The 16,739-nt window shown below is 32.9% G+C and carries 18 protein-coding genes; 1 reads left to right on the forward strand and 17 read right to left on the reverse strand.

The features are described 5' to 3' along the window. Positions 1-216: 216 nt before the first annotated feature. The 17 genes from AB671_RS16750 to AB671_RS16830 all read right to left on the reverse strand — a co-directional run bounded on the left by AB671_RS16750 (position 217) and on the right by AB671_RS16830 (position 14,670). Positions 217-1,152: a T9SS type A sorting domain-containing protein gene (locus AB671_RS16750; RefSeq protein ID WP_066676845.1), complete on the reverse strand. Its 936-nt coding sequence runs from the start codon at positions 1,150-1,152 to the stop codon at positions 217-219. A gap of 126 nt (positions 1,153-1,278) precedes the next feature. Then, positions 1,279-2,661 carry a dipeptidase gene (locus tag AB671_RS16755; protein ID WP_066676847.1) on the reverse strand — a complete coding sequence of 461 codons (1,383 nt, stop codon included), beginning with the start codon at positions 2,659-2,661 and terminating at the stop codon, positions 1,279-1,281. A 289-nt stretch (positions 2,662-2,950) separates the two neighbouring features. Further along, positions 2,951-3,223, reverse strand: a complete 273-nt coding sequence (locus tag AB671_RS16760) for a hypothetical protein (protein WP_066676849.1) — start codon at positions 3,221-3,223, stop codon at positions 2,951-2,953. 108 nt (positions 3,224-3,331) lie between these two features. Then, positions 3,332-4,480 carry a class I SAM-dependent methyltransferase gene (locus AB671_RS16765; RefSeq protein WP_066676852.1) on the reverse strand — a complete coding sequence of 383 codons (1,149 nt, stop codon included), beginning with the start codon at positions 4,478-4,480 and terminating at the stop codon, positions 3,332-3,334. A gap of 137 nt (positions 4,481-4,617) precedes the next feature. After that, positions 4,618-5,001, reverse strand: a complete 384-nt coding sequence (locus AB671_RS16770) for a GxxExxY protein (protein WP_066676854.1) — start codon at positions 4,999-5,001, stop codon at positions 4,618-4,620. An 83-nt stretch (positions 5,002-5,084) separates the two neighbouring features. Further along, entirely contained in the window at positions 5,085-6,248 is a 1,164-nt protein-coding gene (locus AB671_RS16775) for a methylmalonyl-CoA mutase family protein (protein WP_066676856.1), read from the reverse strand. Between the two features lie 102 nt (positions 6,249-6,350). Further along, positions 6,351-6,707 (reverse strand): FtsB family cell division protein, encoded by a 357-nt coding sequence (locus AB671_RS16780; RefSeq protein ID WP_066676859.1) that lies wholly within the window; start codon positions 6,705-6,707, stop codon positions 6,351-6,353. Between the two features lies 1 nt (position 6,708). After that, on the reverse strand, positions 6,709-7,377 hold the full coding sequence (udk, locus tag AB671_RS16785; protein WP_332598247.1) for a uridine kinase: 669 nt from the start codon (positions 7,375-7,377) through the stop codon (positions 6,709-6,711). 68 nt (positions 7,378-7,445) lie between these two features. Then, positions 7,446-7,751 carry an ATP-dependent Clp protease adaptor ClpS gene (locus AB671_RS16790; protein ID WP_066676863.1) on the reverse strand — a complete coding sequence of 102 codons (306 nt, stop codon included), beginning with the start codon at positions 7,749-7,751 and terminating at the stop codon, positions 7,446-7,448. A 10-nt stretch (positions 7,752-7,761) separates the two neighbouring features. Then, entirely contained in the window at positions 7,762-9,117 is a 1,356-nt protein-coding gene (locus AB671_RS16795; RefSeq protein ID WP_066676864.1) for a hemolysin family protein, read from the reverse strand. Positions 9,118-9,213: 96 nt separating this feature from the next. Then, on the reverse strand, positions 9,214-10,083 hold the full coding sequence (gene atpG, locus AB671_RS16800; protein WP_066676865.1) for an ATP synthase F1 subunit gamma: 870 nt from the start codon (positions 10,081-10,083) through the stop codon (positions 9,214-9,216). Positions 10,084-10,168: 85 nt separating this feature from the next. Next, positions 10,169-11,746, reverse strand: a complete 1,578-nt coding sequence (gene atpA, locus AB671_RS16805; protein WP_066676866.1) for a F0F1 ATP synthase subunit alpha — start codon at positions 11,744-11,746, stop codon at positions 10,169-10,171. A gap of 18 nt (positions 11,747-11,764) precedes the next feature. Continuing rightward, the gene (gene atpH / locus AB671_RS16810; RefSeq protein WP_066676868.1) at positions 11,765-12,304 is read right to left on the reverse strand and encodes an ATP synthase F1 subunit delta; all 540 of its coding nucleotides are present in this window, start codon (positions 12,302-12,304) and stop codon (positions 11,765-11,767) included. Positions 12,305-12,306: 2 nt separating this feature from the next. Further along, positions 12,307-12,801, reverse strand: coding sequence for a F0F1 ATP synthase subunit B (locus AB671_RS16815; protein ID WP_066676870.1), 495 nt, complete (start codon positions 12,799-12,801; stop codon positions 12,307-12,309). 93 nt (positions 12,802-12,894) lie between these two features. Next, the gene (atpE, locus tag AB671_RS16820; RefSeq protein ID WP_066676872.1) at positions 12,895-13,101 is read right to left on the reverse strand and encodes an ATP synthase F0 subunit C; all 207 of its coding nucleotides are present in this window, start codon (positions 13,099-13,101) and stop codon (positions 12,895-12,897) included. Positions 13,102-13,137: 36 nt separating this feature from the next. Continuing rightward, on the reverse strand, positions 13,138-14,214 hold the full coding sequence (gene atpB / locus AB671_RS16825) for a F0F1 ATP synthase subunit A (RefSeq protein WP_066676873.1): 1,077 nt from the start codon (positions 14,212-14,214) through the stop codon (positions 13,138-13,140). Between the two features lie 87 nt (positions 14,215-14,301). Beyond that, complete coding sequence (locus tag AB671_RS16830; RefSeq protein WP_066676876.1) at positions 14,302-14,670, reverse strand: hypothetical protein; 369 nt, start codon at positions 14,668-14,670, stop codon at positions 14,302-14,304. A gap of 101 nt (positions 14,671-14,771) precedes the next feature. Between AB671_RS16830 and AB671_RS16835 the strand changes: the two genes are divergently transcribed. Continuing rightward, on the forward strand, positions 14,772-16,598 hold the full coding sequence (locus tag AB671_RS16835; RefSeq protein ID WP_157444233.1) for a hypothetical protein: 1,827 nt from the start codon (positions 14,772-14,774) through the stop codon (positions 16,596-16,598). Positions 16,599-16,739: the final 141 nt, after the last annotated feature.

Consider the following 16,739-nt stretch of genomic DNA (forward strand, 5'->3'; position numbering starts at 1 on the left):
TTATAAAAAATACCTCACCCCGGCAACAAAATATCAACATAAAATGAATAATTCTTAAGAAAAATTTCTCAAGAATTATTATTTAATAAATTAATTCACTTTTTGAGACTTCGAATAATTCTCAAAAAAACATTGGGAGACTCTTAATTCCTTTATAGAGATTAAACGATATGTAATGTTTAGAATCAAAAAACGTTCTACCGCAAAGTCAGAAATTTATTTTTTTATGAATTTCTCTGTAGAGATACCATCTTTTGTTTCAACATTGATTAAGTAAATTCCTGCAGGAAGACTTCTAACATTAATTTTATCATCTTCTAATTTTACATTTACTTTTCTGCCTGTAAAATCTACAACAGAAACGGTATTGATTTTAGAATCTGTTTTGATGTTTAAGATATCTGAAGTTGGATTAGGGAAAATTGATAACATGTTTTTTATAATTTTCACATCATCTTTTGTAGATAATACACCTCCTTCATTATTAATTGCAATTTTATCAATATAGCCGCTTCCAGAATTGTTATCATGTACAAAAGCCATCTCATCAAAATTATAATTCTGGAAGAAATTACCTGTATAAATTTGAGAGCCATTTAAATAATATGTAAGTCCTGTAGCGGTACCAACAATTTTCACACGATACCAAGTATCAGCATTCCATGTTCCGGTGGTAGTCGCAAATGTAGATGATGTACCAGTCGTTTGTGCAGCTACAATCTCTCCTGTTTTATTAAATCTCAATCTAATTATATAAACTCTTCCTGCTGTGCCATTTCCTATTGTCTGGAATTCATACTGTGAAGCAGTAGACGCTTTCTCTGTAATTCGAATATCAAATGAAATAGTAAAATTATTGTATGCCAGAGATGAGCCAATTGGTTTAAAAGCTCCTACAACAGGACTGTTTTGCGCTGGAAAAGCTGCCTCATTTGTTATTTTTAATGATTTTCCTCCATCCACGAATTGTTCTGTAGAGACTGTTTGACCAGCTACATTAGGTGAACTCAATCCTGTAGCAGTAGTTCTCCACCCTTGCTGCGTATCAATATTTCCGGTTGTATAGCCTTCACTCGTTTCAAAAGAAATCAACTGTTGAGAAAACGCCAATTGAGAAACTCCTACCAGCATAGAAAATAAAACTTTCTTCATAAACTTAATTTTTGGTTATTTTTTCGCAAATATATGGAAAACTCACACATTCATGACAATATATTTAATAAAATACTCCTCAAGAAAAGCTTCTCAAGGAGTATTTTTAATAAATTATTTCACTTTTTAAGACTTCGAATAATTCTCAAAAAACATTGGGATACTCTCAATTCCTTTGTAGAAATTAAATAAGCCATAATGCTCGTTTGGCGAATGGATTGCATCAGAATCTAAGCCGAATCCCATCAATACAGATTTAGCTCCCAAAACCTGCTCAAACATTGAGGTAATTGGAATACTTCCTCCACCTCTGTAAGGAAGAACTTCTTTTCCAAAAGCTGTTTGCATTGCATTTTTAGCTGCCAAATATTCTTTGGTATCGGTTGGTAAAACATAAGGCATTCCTCCGTGGTGTGGAGTAACTTTTACTCTTACATTGGCCGGAGCTATTTTCTCGAAATATTTTGTAAACTTTTCTGTAATTTCTTCAGGAGTTTGGTAAGGAACCAAACGCATTGAAATTTTAGCTGAAGCTTTAGATGGAATTACCGTTTTAGCACCTTCACCTGTATAACCACCCCAAATTCCGTTGCAATCTAAAGTTGGACGGATTGAAGTTCTCTCTAAAGTTGTATATCCTTTTTCGCCCTCCACATCATTTAAACCAATAGATTTTTTAAATTCTGCAGGATTATCTTTCAACTTATTCATTTCAGCTCTTTCTTCATCAGAAACAGTTTCTACATTGTCATAAAAACCATCAATTGTGATTTGCCCGTCATCGTCAATTAATTTAGCAATCATTCTTGAAAGCACATGAATAGGATTCGGAACTGCACCACCGTAAAGCCCTGAATGCAAGTCTCTGTTTGGTCCCTCCACTTCTACTTCTACATAGCTTAAACCTCTTAAACCTGTTGTAACAGTTGGTTGCTCGTTGCTATAAATATGTGTATCTGAGATCAGGATACAATCACAAGAAAGTTTTTCTTTATTCTCATTTACCCAGTCACCCAAGCTTACAGAACCTACTTCTTCCTCACCTTCTAAAATAAATTTCACATTACAAGGCAGAGAATTGGTCTTCATCATCGCTTCAAACGCTTTCACCTGCATAAAGAACTGTCCTTTATCGTCTGCAGAACCTCTTGCGAAGATCGCTCCTTCAGGATGAAGATCAGTTTTCTCAATATAAGGCTCAAAAGGCGGCTTTTTCCATAGTTCTAAAGGATCGGCTGGCTGCACATCATAATGACCATACACCAAAACCGTCGGAAGGTTTGCGTCAATTAGCTTTTCACCAAAAACGATAGGATATCCTTTTGTAGTGCAAACTTCAACATGGTCTGCTCCTGCATTTTTAAGATATTCTGCACAAACTTCAGCGCATTTTAAAACGTCATTGCTGTAAGCCGGGTCAGCAGAAATAGAAGGAATTCTAAGTAACTCAAACAATTCATCAACGAAACGTTGTTTGTTTTCATTGATGTAATTTAATGTTTCTTGCATTGTAAATTAAATTTTGTTAAAATTAAAAATTTTGAATCGGCAAGGCAAACAAAAGATGCTATTTATTTAGCAGTATTGCTTTTTTGTAAAAAGCATATTGAATTGTAGGACTTGGTTACTATTTATTTTTGCCACGAATGCATGTATATTTTTCACCCAAAATATACGTGTCCTATTTATTTACACACCTTTACAAGTTAAAAAATCATAATTTGAGTATTCTTCCCAAAGTTATATCAAACAAAAAATCCTGCAAAAAGCAGGATTCTTGTATTTTATTTTCAGAGAATTAGTGAGCTGCTTTAGCAGTTTCTTCATGCTTTACAGCGGTAGAATCTGTTTTTGGAGCTTCAGTTCCGTGAGCGTCTTTAGCTGGTTCTGCATGAGCAGTAGTCGTCGCTTCGTGAGCATTTCCATGAGCCTCTGCCCCACCTTGATGATCATCAGAGTATCTTTCTGTACCTTCTTCCAATTTGATGATATTCTTATTTCCTCCAGCCTGGATTTTTTTACAGCTTACCGCTACCGTTGCAAGAGCTAAACATAGAACTAATTTTTTCATATGCAGATTTTTATTTTTTATAAACCGAGCGGAATTGTTTTTTCAAATTCAATTCCATAAATTTTAATTGCCCAAAAGTAAGAAATATTGCATTTTTCGGCAACATTTTTAGACTGATTTTAATATTATTTTACCTTTTTTGGATTGTGTAAAAATAAGATACTGATTTCCGCCATCTTTTAGCTGATATTTTTTCTTTATTTCTTCCGGTTTTAAAGGATAATTTTTTGAGATCAAATTAAACTGTTCTTTCTTTTTGATCTGTTTTGAGTCAACCACTTCCATTTCTAAGATCCTTCCCGGAAAATCTTCTATTCTAAGCTCAGAAGTGTATAAATGGGTATTCGGATGTAGTTTTTTAAGTTTAAAATGGCTTGAGATCAGATTAAAAATCCCAGCTTTGAGAATCGTATTATTTGGAATATAAATAAATCTTTGAGGCTCTGAATATTCGGCAAAAGCATTCTTTTCTGAATTAATATTAAAACTAAAACTTTTCTCATCACTTTCAAGATTCACACAATTGCAAATAATATTTCCTGAATAATTCTTGGAAAGAAAAATAACGACCTCTTTTACATCATTTCTAACGGCAATAATTTCTATTTTAGAAAAGTTCTTTAAGACTGAGATCAAATACTTTAGATCAATTAAAGGCGACAGTTTTATAATGACCTCTTCAGAAATAGAGAGTAAATTATCTTGTATTTCTAGAATATTTGGTGAAAGATCTTCAAGAAGAAAGACTTTATTTTTGTGTTGATCTCTTCTTGCCGGGTCGAGGTAAATGACATCAAAATCTTCCTTATTTTCAGTCAGAAAATCTTCTAATTTTTGATTGATAAATTGAGCTTTTTTGTTTAAAACTTCCCAGTTATTTTTTACTATTTCTAAAAGTTCTGTATTTTGTTCAACTAAAGTAATTGCATCAAAATTTTTAGATAAATAATACGCATCAATCCCAAAACCACTCGTGAGATCAATAAATTTCTTTCCTTTTAAAATTTCTGATTTATAAACGGCTGTTTTTTCAGAAGAAGATTGCTCTAGATTAAGCTGTGGAGGAAAAACAATTCCGTCTTTTAAAAGAAAAGGAAATTTTTTCTGAGCAACCTGTTTTCCTTTGATCTGTTGAACGATCTCCTGCATTGAAACTTCAGGAAACGGTGATTTTTTTAATAACAAAGAATGCAAATCTGCGTTAAGATTTGCATTGATGTATTTTTGAATTTCTTTGTTTGAATGCCACGAATGCACGAATATTTTTTTTAAAATTAAGTAAAATTTTTCATCCCACAGATTTCACTGATTTTCACAAATGTTTATGTTTAAAAAAACACTTACTAAATCAAATAATTATTTACGAAAACTCATATAGATAGATGGAAAAAGATTCAATCTAAACTTCCATTTATTTTTCTGAAAATACTTTTATCAATATAATCAGTATTAAAATTCACTAAAATCCCAAGTTTTAAACCAGTTAGCTTTAAATAGGTTAACAACTGTTTGTGATGAACATTGCTGATTTCGCTTATAGATTTAATTTCAATGATAACTTTTTCTTCAACTATAATGTCCGCAATAAAGCTCGAGTCAATAAATAAACCTTTATATTTTATTGGAATTGAAACCTGAGTTTGAACTTTAAGACCTTTATTTTGCAAATCATAAGCAAGAATTTTCTCATAAACTTTCTCCAATAACCCTGGCCCAAGTTCATTATAAACATCAAAAATCGATTTTCGGATATTGAAGCTTATTTCATTTTCATTCATTATAGTTTGTTTTATATTTAAATGTAGTAAACTTTAATTTCTAAAACAAATCTGTGAAAATCCGTGCGATTTGTGGGAGATTTTTACTCAAACATTTCAGCCCAACGAACGGCTTTCAATTCATTTGGATGATATAATTCCTTAATAGATCTTTTTAGTTCTAATTTGGGGTACAAATTAACGCCGATCAGTTTTATTTTACCTTCTTCCACCCACTTTTGTTCTTCAACAGCATGATCGTAGATGTTTTTCTGGATAATTCCTTGTTTTAAAAGTTCCAAATAACCTCCCTTTTCTTCAATTTCAACAAAGAATGCCCAAGATTTCTCCGCGATTTGATTAGTGATATCTTCAATGTAATAACTTCCATTTGAGGCGTCCTCAAAGACATTAATGATACTTTCGTAAGCTAAAACGATCTGTTGTTTAAAGGAAATTTCTTCTGAATTATCTGTACTTTTTTCAACCAAATAATTGGTACTGTAAACGGCATCAGCTCCACCGATCATGGCAGAAGCCAATTCTAAAGTAGAACGAATTAAATTATTTTCACTATCCGAAATAGATTTATTTCTCAATGAAGTTTCAGCAAAAATATAGGGTATCTCGTTTAGATCATATTCTTTCGACAGTTGATTGAATACCATTTTAAAAGCACGCACTTTAGCCATTTCAAAGAAATAGTTTCCTCCAACTGCGATTCTGAAGATCAATTTATTGATAATCTCAGCTCCGTAAACTTCAATTAATTCTTTTGTTTTTGCCAAAGCAATCCCCAATTGCTGGTAAATGGCTGCTCCTGCGTTTTGGTGAAGAGAAATGTCTACACAAATATTTCTTTTAAAATCTTTTGCTAAAAGCTCTTTTACCAACTGATCATTGATCTCAGCATTTTTCTCATCAAAAACATCGATTAAAGAAAAATATTGATCTTCATCTTGTGGACTGATGTGTTCTGCTAGATCTCTATTATTGATAAAAACCGTTTTCCCTACAAGGTTTTCTACATTTTCATTTAATAGAAATGCAAAAACATCATCTTCTAAACTTTCGTGGTAAGTGGCAACCAAATGAGTGCTTTCTTCTATTTTTGGAAGGCTTACCATTGGTTTTTCAACAGAATTATAAAAAGGTTTTATATCAATTCCTTCTAGATTTTCTTTTTTCAGAATGGTGTAGATATCTTCCGTTTTAAGTTGTTTTTTAACAAGATTTTCCCAGTTTGAGAAGGTTTCGGTATTTGACATAAATGATGAGTAATAGGTAATGGATAATGAGCAATCGTAATCCGCATATTTATTTTAAATTGACAGCGAAGCTAATTGACAATTCACAGTTCACGTTAAAGTTTATTTTTTAGCAATATTTGCGCTATCTACAACGAGGATAAAGATTTCTTCGTTAGGCTTTTTCATAAAGTAATTCTCTCTGGCGTATTTTTCTTTTTCAGATTTATTATTCATCAGTTTTTTGTAGAATTTATCATTCTTTTCGTATTCTGATTTGTAATAATCGAGCTGTTCTTCATATTTATTGATTTCGCCATTAAGTTCATGGATAACCAGGAAAGAAGTTTGATCAAAGAAAATCATCCACACCAAAAACAAGAAAATTGTCAGAATATATTTGTTTAAAACATAATTCTGAAAAAATTTAAAGGTTTCTGATCTTGGTTTGATGTCTTTAATAAGCTCTTTCTCTGCCATTTTAGTGTTTTCTTAATGAGTTTTTAATAACCGTTGTTAAAAAATCAATCGCGACAGAATTCTGTCTCATATTGGGAATAATCAAATCGGCTTCGTTTTTTGAAGGTTCGATAAATTCCTGGTGCATAGGCTTCAAGGTAGACTGGTAGCGGTGTAAAACCTCATTCAAATCTCGTCCTCTTTCCTGCGTATCTCTTTTAATTCTCCTTATAAGTCTCTCGTCTGAATCTGCATGAACGAAAACTTTAAGATCAAATTCTTTCAATAATTCTTTGTTGGTTAAAACCAGGATTCCTTCAACGACCAAAACATTTTTTGGTTCTACTGTAATATGATCTCCAGTTCTTCCGTGCGTTACAAAGCTGTAAATAGGCTGCTCTATGGCTTCATTATTTTTCAACGCTTTTACATGCTGAAGGAGTAAATCAAAATCGATAGATTTTGGATGATCGTAGTTTAAAGCTTCTCTTTCTGTAAGCGTAAGATTATGATTATCATTATAATAATTATCCTGAGAAAGAATATTCATTCCTTCAATATCAAGCTGTTGAATAATTTTATCAACAACGGTAGTTTTGCCCGATCCTGTACCTCCGGCAATTCCTATTACAAGCATTCTATTTATTTCTTTAGAGTTTTTACAAAGATAGTATTTTAGATGAAATGAGATGTTAGAAATTAGAATTTAGAGCTTAGTTTAGATTCAAAAAAAAACTCCGACGATTGCCGGAGTTTGTATTATACGATTTCGCTTGTTAAGCTTCTTGCTATTAATTTTTCATGCATCGGTTTCAAAAGATCCATTGAACCAGTTTTTACGGTGCATTTGCCTTTGTAATGAACCAACATCGTGCATTGCTCTGCCTGTATTGGGTCATGTTTGCAAATTTGGATCAATGCTTCAATCACATCGTCAAAAGTATGAATATCGTCATTATGCAGAATCAGTTTGTACACTTCATCCGTATCATCCAAAACCAATACTTCTTCTTCGTACTGTCGTTTTGGATCTTCATAATCTTTTATGCTGTTATAAAAAATCATTATTTTATATTTAAACGTCTAATTTATCTAATATATCGTCTACTATGTTGGGCTCAATATATTGCAACTCAACCATTTCAACGCTCTTATTATTCATTTTCAAGATCTTGAAATGATAATTTTCCAAATCAAACTCTTGATTTTCTTCCGGAATATCTTCCAAAGCATGCAAAATAAATCCTGCTAAAGTATTGTACTCACTTTCTTCAGGAAGAGTCAGTTTTTTAGGCAAAGATTCGTTAATCTCCTCCAAAGGCTGCGTTGCTTTTACCCAATAGGTATTCTCAGCAATTTTATCAACCAGTTTTTCTTCATCATCCTCTTCATCCTGAATTTCTCCTACCAATTCTTCCAAAATATCTTCAAGAGTGATAATTCCTTCAGTTCCACCAAATTCGTCGATTACAATGGCTAAATGTTGCTTTTTTTGCTGGAAGATTTTTAATAAATCTGAAATCTTTTTACTTCCTACCACAAAGAAGGATTCACGCATCAATTCTCTTAAATCATCATGACTTAATTGTCCTTTTCTTTTAACAAATTCTCTGATAATTTCCTTGGTGTAAAAAACACCGATGATGTTATCTATCGAATTTTCATAGACAGGAATCCTGGAATATCCGCTTTCCATGATTTTGTCTATAATTTCGTTTAAGTCATCTGAAAAATCAATAGAAGTAATATTTTGTCTCGGAACCATGATTTGTTTTGCAGAATGGTCTGTAAAATCAAATGCATTTTTGATGATTTCGTAATTTTCTTCTTCAATTTCTCCACTATCGGCTGATTGTTTTACCAAAAGCTGAAGTTCTTCTGTAGAGTGAATTTCCTGTTCAGAAGCCGGATGAATTTTCATTAATCTTAAAACTCCATTAGACATCAAATTCATCAACCAAATGAATGGTTTAAAAACGGTATAAAAAACTCTCAACGGAACTGCAGTTGCCATTGTTGTAGCTTCAGATTTTCTAATCGCAATTGATTTCGGTATTAACTCACCAAAAACAATATGCATTACTGTGATAATCAAAAAACTAAGAACCAATGAAATCGTTGTAACCGTAGACTCTGCAAGATTTATATTTAAAGAATGTAATGCATTATCAATAACATGATGCATTGCACTTTCACCTACCCAACCTAAAGCAAGTGATGCTAAAGTAATACCAAGCTGTGTTGCAGAAAGATATTCATCAAGATGTTTGATAATATGCTCTGCCTGTTTTGCCATAGAATCGCCATCGGCAGCTTTAAGCTGAATCTGAGAGTAACGAACTTTAACAATTGAAAATTCTGCGGCTACGAAAAAGCCATTAAGTAATACAAGAAACAAGGCTAGCAAAAGCCTGACTATGTCAGAATCCATTTAAAAATTATAATTATTTATGCAAAGATATATAAAATAAAACTAACAAAAAAAGCACCGAAGATATCGATGCTTTCATATTTTTTGAATATTTTATTACGAGTTTTTCAAAGCTTCTGCTCCTGAAACAATTTCTAGGATCTCGTTGGTAATTGCAGCTTGTCTTGCTTTGTTATAGAAAATCTTAAGATCATTTCTAAGGGCTTCTGCATTATCTGTTGCTTTGTGCATTGCCGTCATTCTCGCACCGTGTTCTGAAGCTACAGAATCTAAAACAGCTTTGAAAACCTGAGTTTTAATAGATTTAGGAATCAAATTATCCAAAATCTCATTTCTATTAGGTTCAAAGATATAATCAGTTTCTGTTTGTCCTTCTTCTTTCTCAGTTTCAACCATTGAGATCGGAAGAACTTGCTCTGTGATCACTTCTTGAGTTGCAGCGTTGATAAATTTATTGTAAACAACATAAACTTCATCAAATTTACCTTCAATAAAACTTGTCATTACACTTTCTGTAATGTTTGCTACTTTATCGAAAGTAAGATTATCAAAAATTGCACTTTCATTTGAAAACACCGCACGGTTTTTTCTTACAGCATCATAAACTTTTTTACCAATAGTAAGAATTTCAATTTCGTACTGAGCATTGTTCTGAAACTGGTGGTTTAATTCTTTTACAACAGATGAGTTGAAAGCACCTGCTAAACCTCTGTTTGAAGTTACAGCAATAAATAGTACTTTTTTTACTTCTCTTTTCTGAGCGTAAATAGAAACCTGATCAGGATCTGAGCTAGAATTTACATTCTGAATAATCTCCTGAAGTTTTTCAGAATAAGGTCTCAACATTACGATGGCATCTTGTGCTTTCTTTAGTTTCGCTGCCGAAACCATTTTCATAGCACGTGTAATTTGCATCGTAGATGAAATTGAAGTGATTCTTCCTCGTATTTCTTTTAAGTTTGCCATATGGGGTTAGTTGTTGGTTGTCGGTTGTTGGTTGCTAGTTTTAGAAAATTCTGTCAACTATCAACCAAAAACCATCAACTAATTTTTAGTTATATTTTGAAGCTAAATCTGTAGCAACTTGCTTAAGAACACCTGTAATATCGTTATCGATTTTTCCAGATTTAAGAGCAGCCATAGTTTCTGGGTGCTTAGATCTTAGGAATTCGATATATTCGATTTGGAATTCTTTTACTTTCTTGATAGGAACGTTTCTCATTAGGTTCTCTGTACCTGCATAGATCATAGCAACTTGGCTATCAACAGGAAGTGGAGAGTTAACCGGCTGCTTCAACAACTCTACGTTTCTTTCTCCTTTAGAGATCACTGCTAAAGTAGAAGCATCAAGATCAGAACCGAATTTAGCAAACGCTTCCAATTCTTTATATTGAGCCTGGTCTAATTTAAGAGTACCAGAAACTTTTTTCATTGATTTAATCTGAGCATTACCTCCAACACGAGATACAGAAATACCAACGTTAATTGCTGGACGAACCCCTGAGTTGAACAAGTCAGATTCCAAGAAAATCTGTCCGTCTGTAATAGAGATTACGTTTGTTGGAATATACGCAGAAACGTCACCTGCCTGAGTTTCGATAATCGGAAGTGCCGTTAATGAACCACCACCCTTTACAAGGGGTCTTAGAGACTCTGGTAAGTCATTCATCTGGCTTGCAATGTTATCATCAGCAATGATTTTTGCAGCTCTTTCTAATAATCTTGAGTGAAGATAGAAAACGTCTCCTGGATAAGCCTCACGTCCCGGTGGTCTTCTCAATAGTAGAGAAAGCTCACGGTAAGCAACTGCTTGTTTAGATAAATCATCATAAACGATCAAAGCTGGTCTACCTGAGTCTCTGAAGAACTCACCGATAGAAGCTCCTGCCATTGCAGAATATACCTGCATAGGAACCGGATCTGAAGCATTAGCGGCAACAATTACTGTATATGCTAAAGCACCTTTATCTGATAATGTTTTTACAATCTGAGCTACTGTAGAAGCTTTTTGTCCGATTGCAACATATATACAATATACTGGCTGACCAGCATCAAAAAATTCTTTTTGGTTGATGATTGTATCAATAGCAACAGTAGTCTTACCTGTCTGTCTGTCACCAATGATAAGCTCTCTCTGACCTCTTCCTACAGGGATCATAGAGTCGATCGCAACGATACCTGTTTGTAAAGGTTCAGTTACCGGTTGTCTGTAAATAACTCCCGGAGCTTTTCTTTCTAATGGCATTTCGTATAAATCTCCTGTGATAGGACCTTTACCATCGATTGGGTTACCTAGAGTATCAACTACTCTACCCAACATACCTTCTCCTACTTTAATAGAAGAGATTCTGTTTGTTCTTTTTACTGTATCTCCTTCTCTTACCAATTTACTTTCACCTAATAAAGCAACACCAACGTTGTCTTCTTCAAGGTTTAGTACGATACCTTCTACATCGCTAGCAAATTTTACCAACTCACCGTATTGTACATTTTCTAACCCGTAAACACGAGCAATACCATCACCGATGGTAAGAACTGTACCTACTTCCTCAACATTAGATTGAGTATCGAAGTTGGCCAATTGCTGTTTTAAGATCGCAGATACTTCTGCTGGATTTATTTCTGCCATTGTATGGTTGTTTTTTTCTTAATTTAACTGAAAGTCTTTTTTAATCTTATTCAATTTTGATTTCACAGAAGCATCAACTTGCTGATCCCCTACTCTTAAAATGTAACCACCTAAGATTTCAGGTTTTACATTCACTTCAACATCTGCATTATTTTGCGCAGTTACTAAAGAAGTAGATTTCAAGATTTGATCGATATTTTCCTGAGAAAGTGGTGTTGCGGTAGTAATCGTAACTCTTTGAACTCCTTTGATATCTTCAACTTTATTGATATACTGCTGTGCAATATTTTTAATTTGGTTTTCTCTTCCGTTTTTGATGATAAGTTTAATCAAATTCTGAGCTACAGGCGAAAAGCTTTTAAAAATTTCGTTCGCAATCTCAGTTTTCTTATTAGCATCAATGTAAGGTGTAAGGAAAAATTTGTTCAAATCTTTAGATTCAGACATCAGCTTCACTACATCTTTCATTTCAGAAAAAACCGCTTCAGTTTGCCCAGATTCGTTTGTGAATTCTAGTAAACCTTGTGCGTATCTTTTAGCTACTTTAGATGTAAGCATTCTTAGTTAAGATTTGATTTGTTTAAATAATTCTGAACCAACTCATTTTGAGCTTCGCTATTTTCAAGCTTTTGCTTCAAGATAGATTCTGCGATATTTACAGACAAAATACCGATTTGAGATTTGATGTCTGCCATTGCAGCATTTTTCTCTTCGTTGATTGTTTGTCTTGCAGCTTCGATTAATTTATCTCCTTCAGACTTAGCAGCGTCTTTAGCTTCAGCTACAATTCTGTCTTTAATTTCTCTAGCTTCTTTTAACATAGCATCTCTTTCGATCTTAGCCTCACGCATAATTCTTTCGTTATCCGCTTTAAGAGTTTCCATCTCTTTTTTAGCCAATTTAGCCTGGTTAAGAGCATCCTGAATATTGTCTTCTCTTTCTTTCACAGCACTAAGGATAGGCTTCCAAGCGAATGCTTTAAGAAGAACTACCAATAATAAAAATACTACTGCTGTCCAGAATATGTTACCAATTGAAGGAGTTAATAAATCCATTTTATATCAATTATTATTTTTAATTTGTTTTTTAACTTTTTTAAAAGAATTCTACAAACCAACCGTTTGTAGAATCCTATTTGTTTACTATTCTTATTTACCTAGTAATGCTACTACGATACCGAATAGACCAGCACCTTCGATAAGAGCTGCTGCGATAATCATTGCAGTTTGGATTTTTCCTGATTGCTCTGGTTGTCTTGCAATACCTTCCATTGCGCTACCACCAATTTTACCAATTCCTAATCCAACTCCGATTACTGCTAAACCAGCTCCGATTGCTGCGATACTACCTGTCATAATATTATATTTAAAAAGTTATTTTTTTAATTCTAATTAGTGATCGTGGTGAGGCTCTTCTACAGCCGACCCGATAAATAATGCTGTCAACATTGTAAAGATATAAGCCTGTAAAGCTGCTACCAATACTTCCAATACATAGATAAATAATGCTAAACCTAATGATACCGGAGTGATGAAGTAAGTTTTCATGATGAAAATCAAAGAAATCAAACTCATGATAATGATGTGTCCTGCCGTCATGTTAGCAAAAAGACGAATCATTAATGCAAAAGGCTTAGTAATAATTCCTAATAACTCTACTGGAATAAGGATAATGTAGATTAAAATTTTCCCACCGAATGGCATGTTTTTCCCTAAAGGATCCAACATGTGCATCCAATATGTTTTTCTACCGCTTAAGTTTACAATCAATAATGTAAATACTGAAAGAACCATTGTAAATGCAATGTTACCTGTTGTATTTGCAGCTCCCGGAAGTAAACCTAAAATATTAAGAAGCCAGATAAACAAAAATAAAGTAACCAAATAAGGCACATATTTTCTATACCTTACAGAACCGATGTTTTGTAAAGCAATATCATCTCTTACAAAAACTACAAGAGGCTCGATGAATTTTGCTATTCCTGAAGGAACCTGAGATTTTTTATAACTTGCTGCTGATGCAAAACCGATGATTAATAAAATAATAGCAGCCAACATCATTTGAGCAACTACTTTAGTGATAGAAAAATCTAAAGGCTCATTGTTTGTTGGATGCCCATCGTGCATATCCAAAGTTCCGTTAGCATCTGTCGAATAAATTTTGTTGTGGTGTACTTTGTAGAAATTTCCATCTACTTCAGCAACTTTTTCTTCTTCATGCCCGAATTTTTCAGAGCTGAAAACTTTTAAACCATTATCCCAAAGAATTACAGGTAAAGAAATTCCTACAGAATTGTGACCTTCACCCCAAAGATGCCAATTGTGTGCATCAGCGATATGGTGCATAATAAATGGAACCGGATTGTATACTTCATCCTTTGCAGCTTCCGCAGTACCTTCGTGTGTTTCTGCAAAAGAGAAGCAGAAGACAAAAAGATAAAGGGCGATTAACAGTTTTTTAAAACTCATGACTAGACTTTTATTTCCTAAAATTTTTGCAAAAATATAAATTTTTATTCGATTTTTAGCGATTCTTCAATTTTATATTACATGATATTAGTCTTGTTTTTTAACTAATTTTAAAACAAAAACTACTTCTATCAAAAGATATATCCAGTACAGAACGAAGTAGGGCACAATATTCAGTTCAAAATCTTTCTGAAAAACAGCAATATAGCCCATTGCAAACATTTTAAAAACCACAAACCCAAGAAAAATAAATCCTATGATATTTTTTTTTTCTAAAACAAAAACCACAAACATCGTTAACAAACTAATCAATGTGATAAAAAATATCAGGATGTGAATTTTATAATTGAGTACCATAACGTTCTTTTCCGCCAATTGCCACTGTATAATGAATAGTATGGCAGACAACAGTAAAAATAATCCCAATCCTTTTAAAACAATTACAAACTTTTCCATTGGCTGCAAAACTACCAAAATTTATCTATATCATTTTAACAATATAAAATTTGATAGTTTGATTTGCTTTATCTTTGAGAGTGAAACCCTATTCTATCGTGATGAAAATATTTTTACAGTTAGCTTTATTTTTAGTCAGCACTATGATGTGCTCTCAACAAAACATTCCCAGCAAACAAATTAATGAGAACCTCGACACCGGAGCATTTGCAGAATCTACCGAAGATAAAAGTTTTTTGAAAGGAAATGTATTTTCCATAAAAAGTTACACTTCCGATAGCAATCAGAAAAAATCAAAAGATGATAAAATTTTTGAAGGAAAAACTTTGCATTTAACAAATCATACTATTTACAGAAAAGATGGCAGAAAAAGTTTTCGAAAAGAAATTTCAGGAAGCGGTGTTTCGACTTCAAAATATTATTATAATGAATCTTCCGGGAATTTAGTCTTAAAAGAAAGTCAGTATGATAGAGAATACGGAAAATCACAATATTCAAGTTGGTTTTTTTATGATAAAAACCAAATCATTTCTGAAGAAATCAATTTAGAAAAAAATGAAGCAAAAATATCTTTAAGCAATTACACAAAATATAAAATAGAAGCCTCTGCAAACCAGAAAAAAATAACCGTTTCTCATATTGGCTCTGATAGTCTTTCAAATCCTGATAAAACTTATATTTTCAATCAAAAAAACTTAACGAAAATCAGCCCGCTTTACCAGTCTAAAGTTCAGAAATTATCTTTATCGAATGGTATTTACAAGCCTTATGAAATTGAAGATTATGTTGTAGAAGGCAGAAAAGTTTATTTTAAATATGATAAAAAAGGACACCTTATCTCAGAGATTTGGTACAATGAAAAAGGATTAGAAAACAAAACTGAATTCACTTATAATGAAGACTATACAAAAATAATAGAGTCTCAATATCATCTTCGAGGAACAGAAATTTCCTCCAAAAATTATAAAAAATATGATCAATATGGCAATGTTACTTTTGATCAAACCAAATATTACGATGGCTCAATTGGCAGTATCGAAGAATTCGAATATCAATACGATAAAGAAGGAAACTGGATCGTTAAAAAAAGATTTTACAGCGAAGCAAATAATGGAATTATTGGGAAGAAAAAATTAACTACTGTTGAAATTCGTGAAATTGAATATTACACAAAAGACAGTCAACAAAAAGGCGCAGAATTACCTAAAATACCAGAGATCATTGATGAAATAAGAAAAAATCTCCCAAAAATCGCCAAGGAAAACGACTTTTATTTAAATGAGAAAAAACGTGCTATTGAAACCAATTCTTATGATGAAGAAATTACATTAAAAGAATCTGATGATATTAAAAACTTCACTCCGAAATACTGGGAACTAAAAGAAATTGCTTACGGAAATTTAGATGAAGATGAAAACGAAGAAGCTGCTGCTGTTTACGAAATGCCAAGCGTAGACCGTGAAGACGCGGAACAGGTACTCGCCATTTATAAAAAACAAAATGGAAAGTGGAAGATCACTCGCCAAACTTCTGCTCCTCTACTTTCGTCACAAAGTGGCGGAATGATGGGCAACCCTTTCAATGGAATTTCTATATCCAAGAAAAGCATTGTCATCGATCATTTTGGGGGAAGCAGAGATAAATGGGAATATACGCATCGCTATCGTTTTCAGAACGGTGATTGGTATCTCATCGGTGCATCAGTAAGTTTTGGTGCACCATGTGATTATTGGGTGAAATTTGATTACAACATCAGTACAGGTGATGCTACTTATCAGAAAACCGTTGAAAATTGCGAAAATGGAGAAAAGAAGGTTGTACAATCTCAAAAATTAAATAAAAAAATAACACCTCCGAAAATGGATGCCGTAATTCCCGGCGATTCTACTTTTAAATTCCCAAATGTAAAAGACGAAATTTATTATTAGAGCTTGTTTAAAATTTATTCAATATTTTTATTATAACCTTTTCCTTAATTTTCTAAATCAAAATAAACTTTGTTTATTCTTATTTTAACATTAAGAATTTCAGTTAATTAATCTAAATTCAAACAAGAAACCAATGAATTG

The sequence above is a fragment of the Chryseobacterium sp. BGARF1 genome (genome assembly GCF_001677955.1).
Classification (GTDB): domain Bacteria; phylum Bacteroidota; class Bacteroidia; order Flavobacteriales; family Weeksellaceae; genus Chryseobacterium.

Coding starts and splice junctions, on each gene's coding strand:
- AB671_RS16835 (WP_157444233.1), top strand. CDS start 14,772: ATGAAAATATTTTTACAGTTAGCTTTATTTTTAGTCAGCACTATGATG.
- AB671_RS16795 (WP_066676864.1), bottom strand. CDS start 9,117: ATGGATTCTGACATAGTCAGGCTTTTGCTAGCCTTGTTTCTTGTATTA.
- AB671_RS16830 (WP_066676876.1), bottom strand. CDS start 14,670: ATGGAAAAGTTTGTAATTGTTTTAAAAGGATTGGGATTATTTTTACTG.
- atpE (WP_066676872.1), bottom strand. CDS start 13,101: ATGACAGGTAGTATCGCAGCAATCGGAGCTGGTTTAGCAGTAATCGGA.
- AB671_RS16780 (WP_066676859.1), bottom strand. CDS start 6,707: ATGGCAGAGAAAGAGCTTATTAAAGACATCAAACCAAGATCAGAAACC.
- AB671_RS16755 (WP_066676847.1), bottom strand. CDS start 2,661: ATGCAAGAAACATTAAATTACATCAATGAAAACAAACAACGTTTCGTT.
- AB671_RS16775 (WP_066676856.1), bottom strand. CDS start 6,248: ATGTCAAATACCGAAACCTTCTCAAACTGGGAAAATCTTGTTAAAAAA.
- atpA (WP_066676866.1), bottom strand. CDS start 11,746: ATGGCAGAAATAAATCCAGCAGAAGTATCTGCGATCTTAAAACAGCAA.
- AB671_RS16815 (WP_066676870.1), bottom strand. CDS start 12,801: ATGGATTTATTAACTCCTTCAATTGGTAACATATTCTGGACAGCAGTA.
- AB671_RS16760 (WP_066676849.1), bottom strand. CDS start 3,223: ATGAAAAAATTAGTTCTATGTTTAGCTCTTGCAACGGTAGCGGTAAGC.
- AB671_RS16750 (WP_066676845.1), bottom strand. CDS start 1,152: ATGAAGAAAGTTTTATTTTCTATGCTGGTAGGAGTTTCTCAATTGGCG.
- AB671_RS16770 (WP_066676854.1), bottom strand. CDS start 5,001: ATGAATGAAAATGAAATAAGCTTCAATATCCGAAAATCGATTTTTGAT.
- atpH (WP_066676868.1), bottom strand. CDS start 12,304: ATGCTTACATCTAAAGTAGCTAAAAGATACGCACAAGGTTTACTAGAA.
- atpG (WP_066676865.1), bottom strand. CDS start 10,083: ATGGCAAACTTAAAAGAAATACGAGGAAGAATCACTTCAATTTCATCT.
- AB671_RS16790 (WP_066676863.1), bottom strand. CDS start 7,751: ATGATTTTTTATAACAGCATAAAAGATTATGAAGATCCAAAACGACAG.
- atpB (WP_066676873.1), bottom strand. CDS start 14,214: ATGAGTTTTAAAAAACTGTTAATCGCCCTTTATCTTTTTGTCTTCTGC.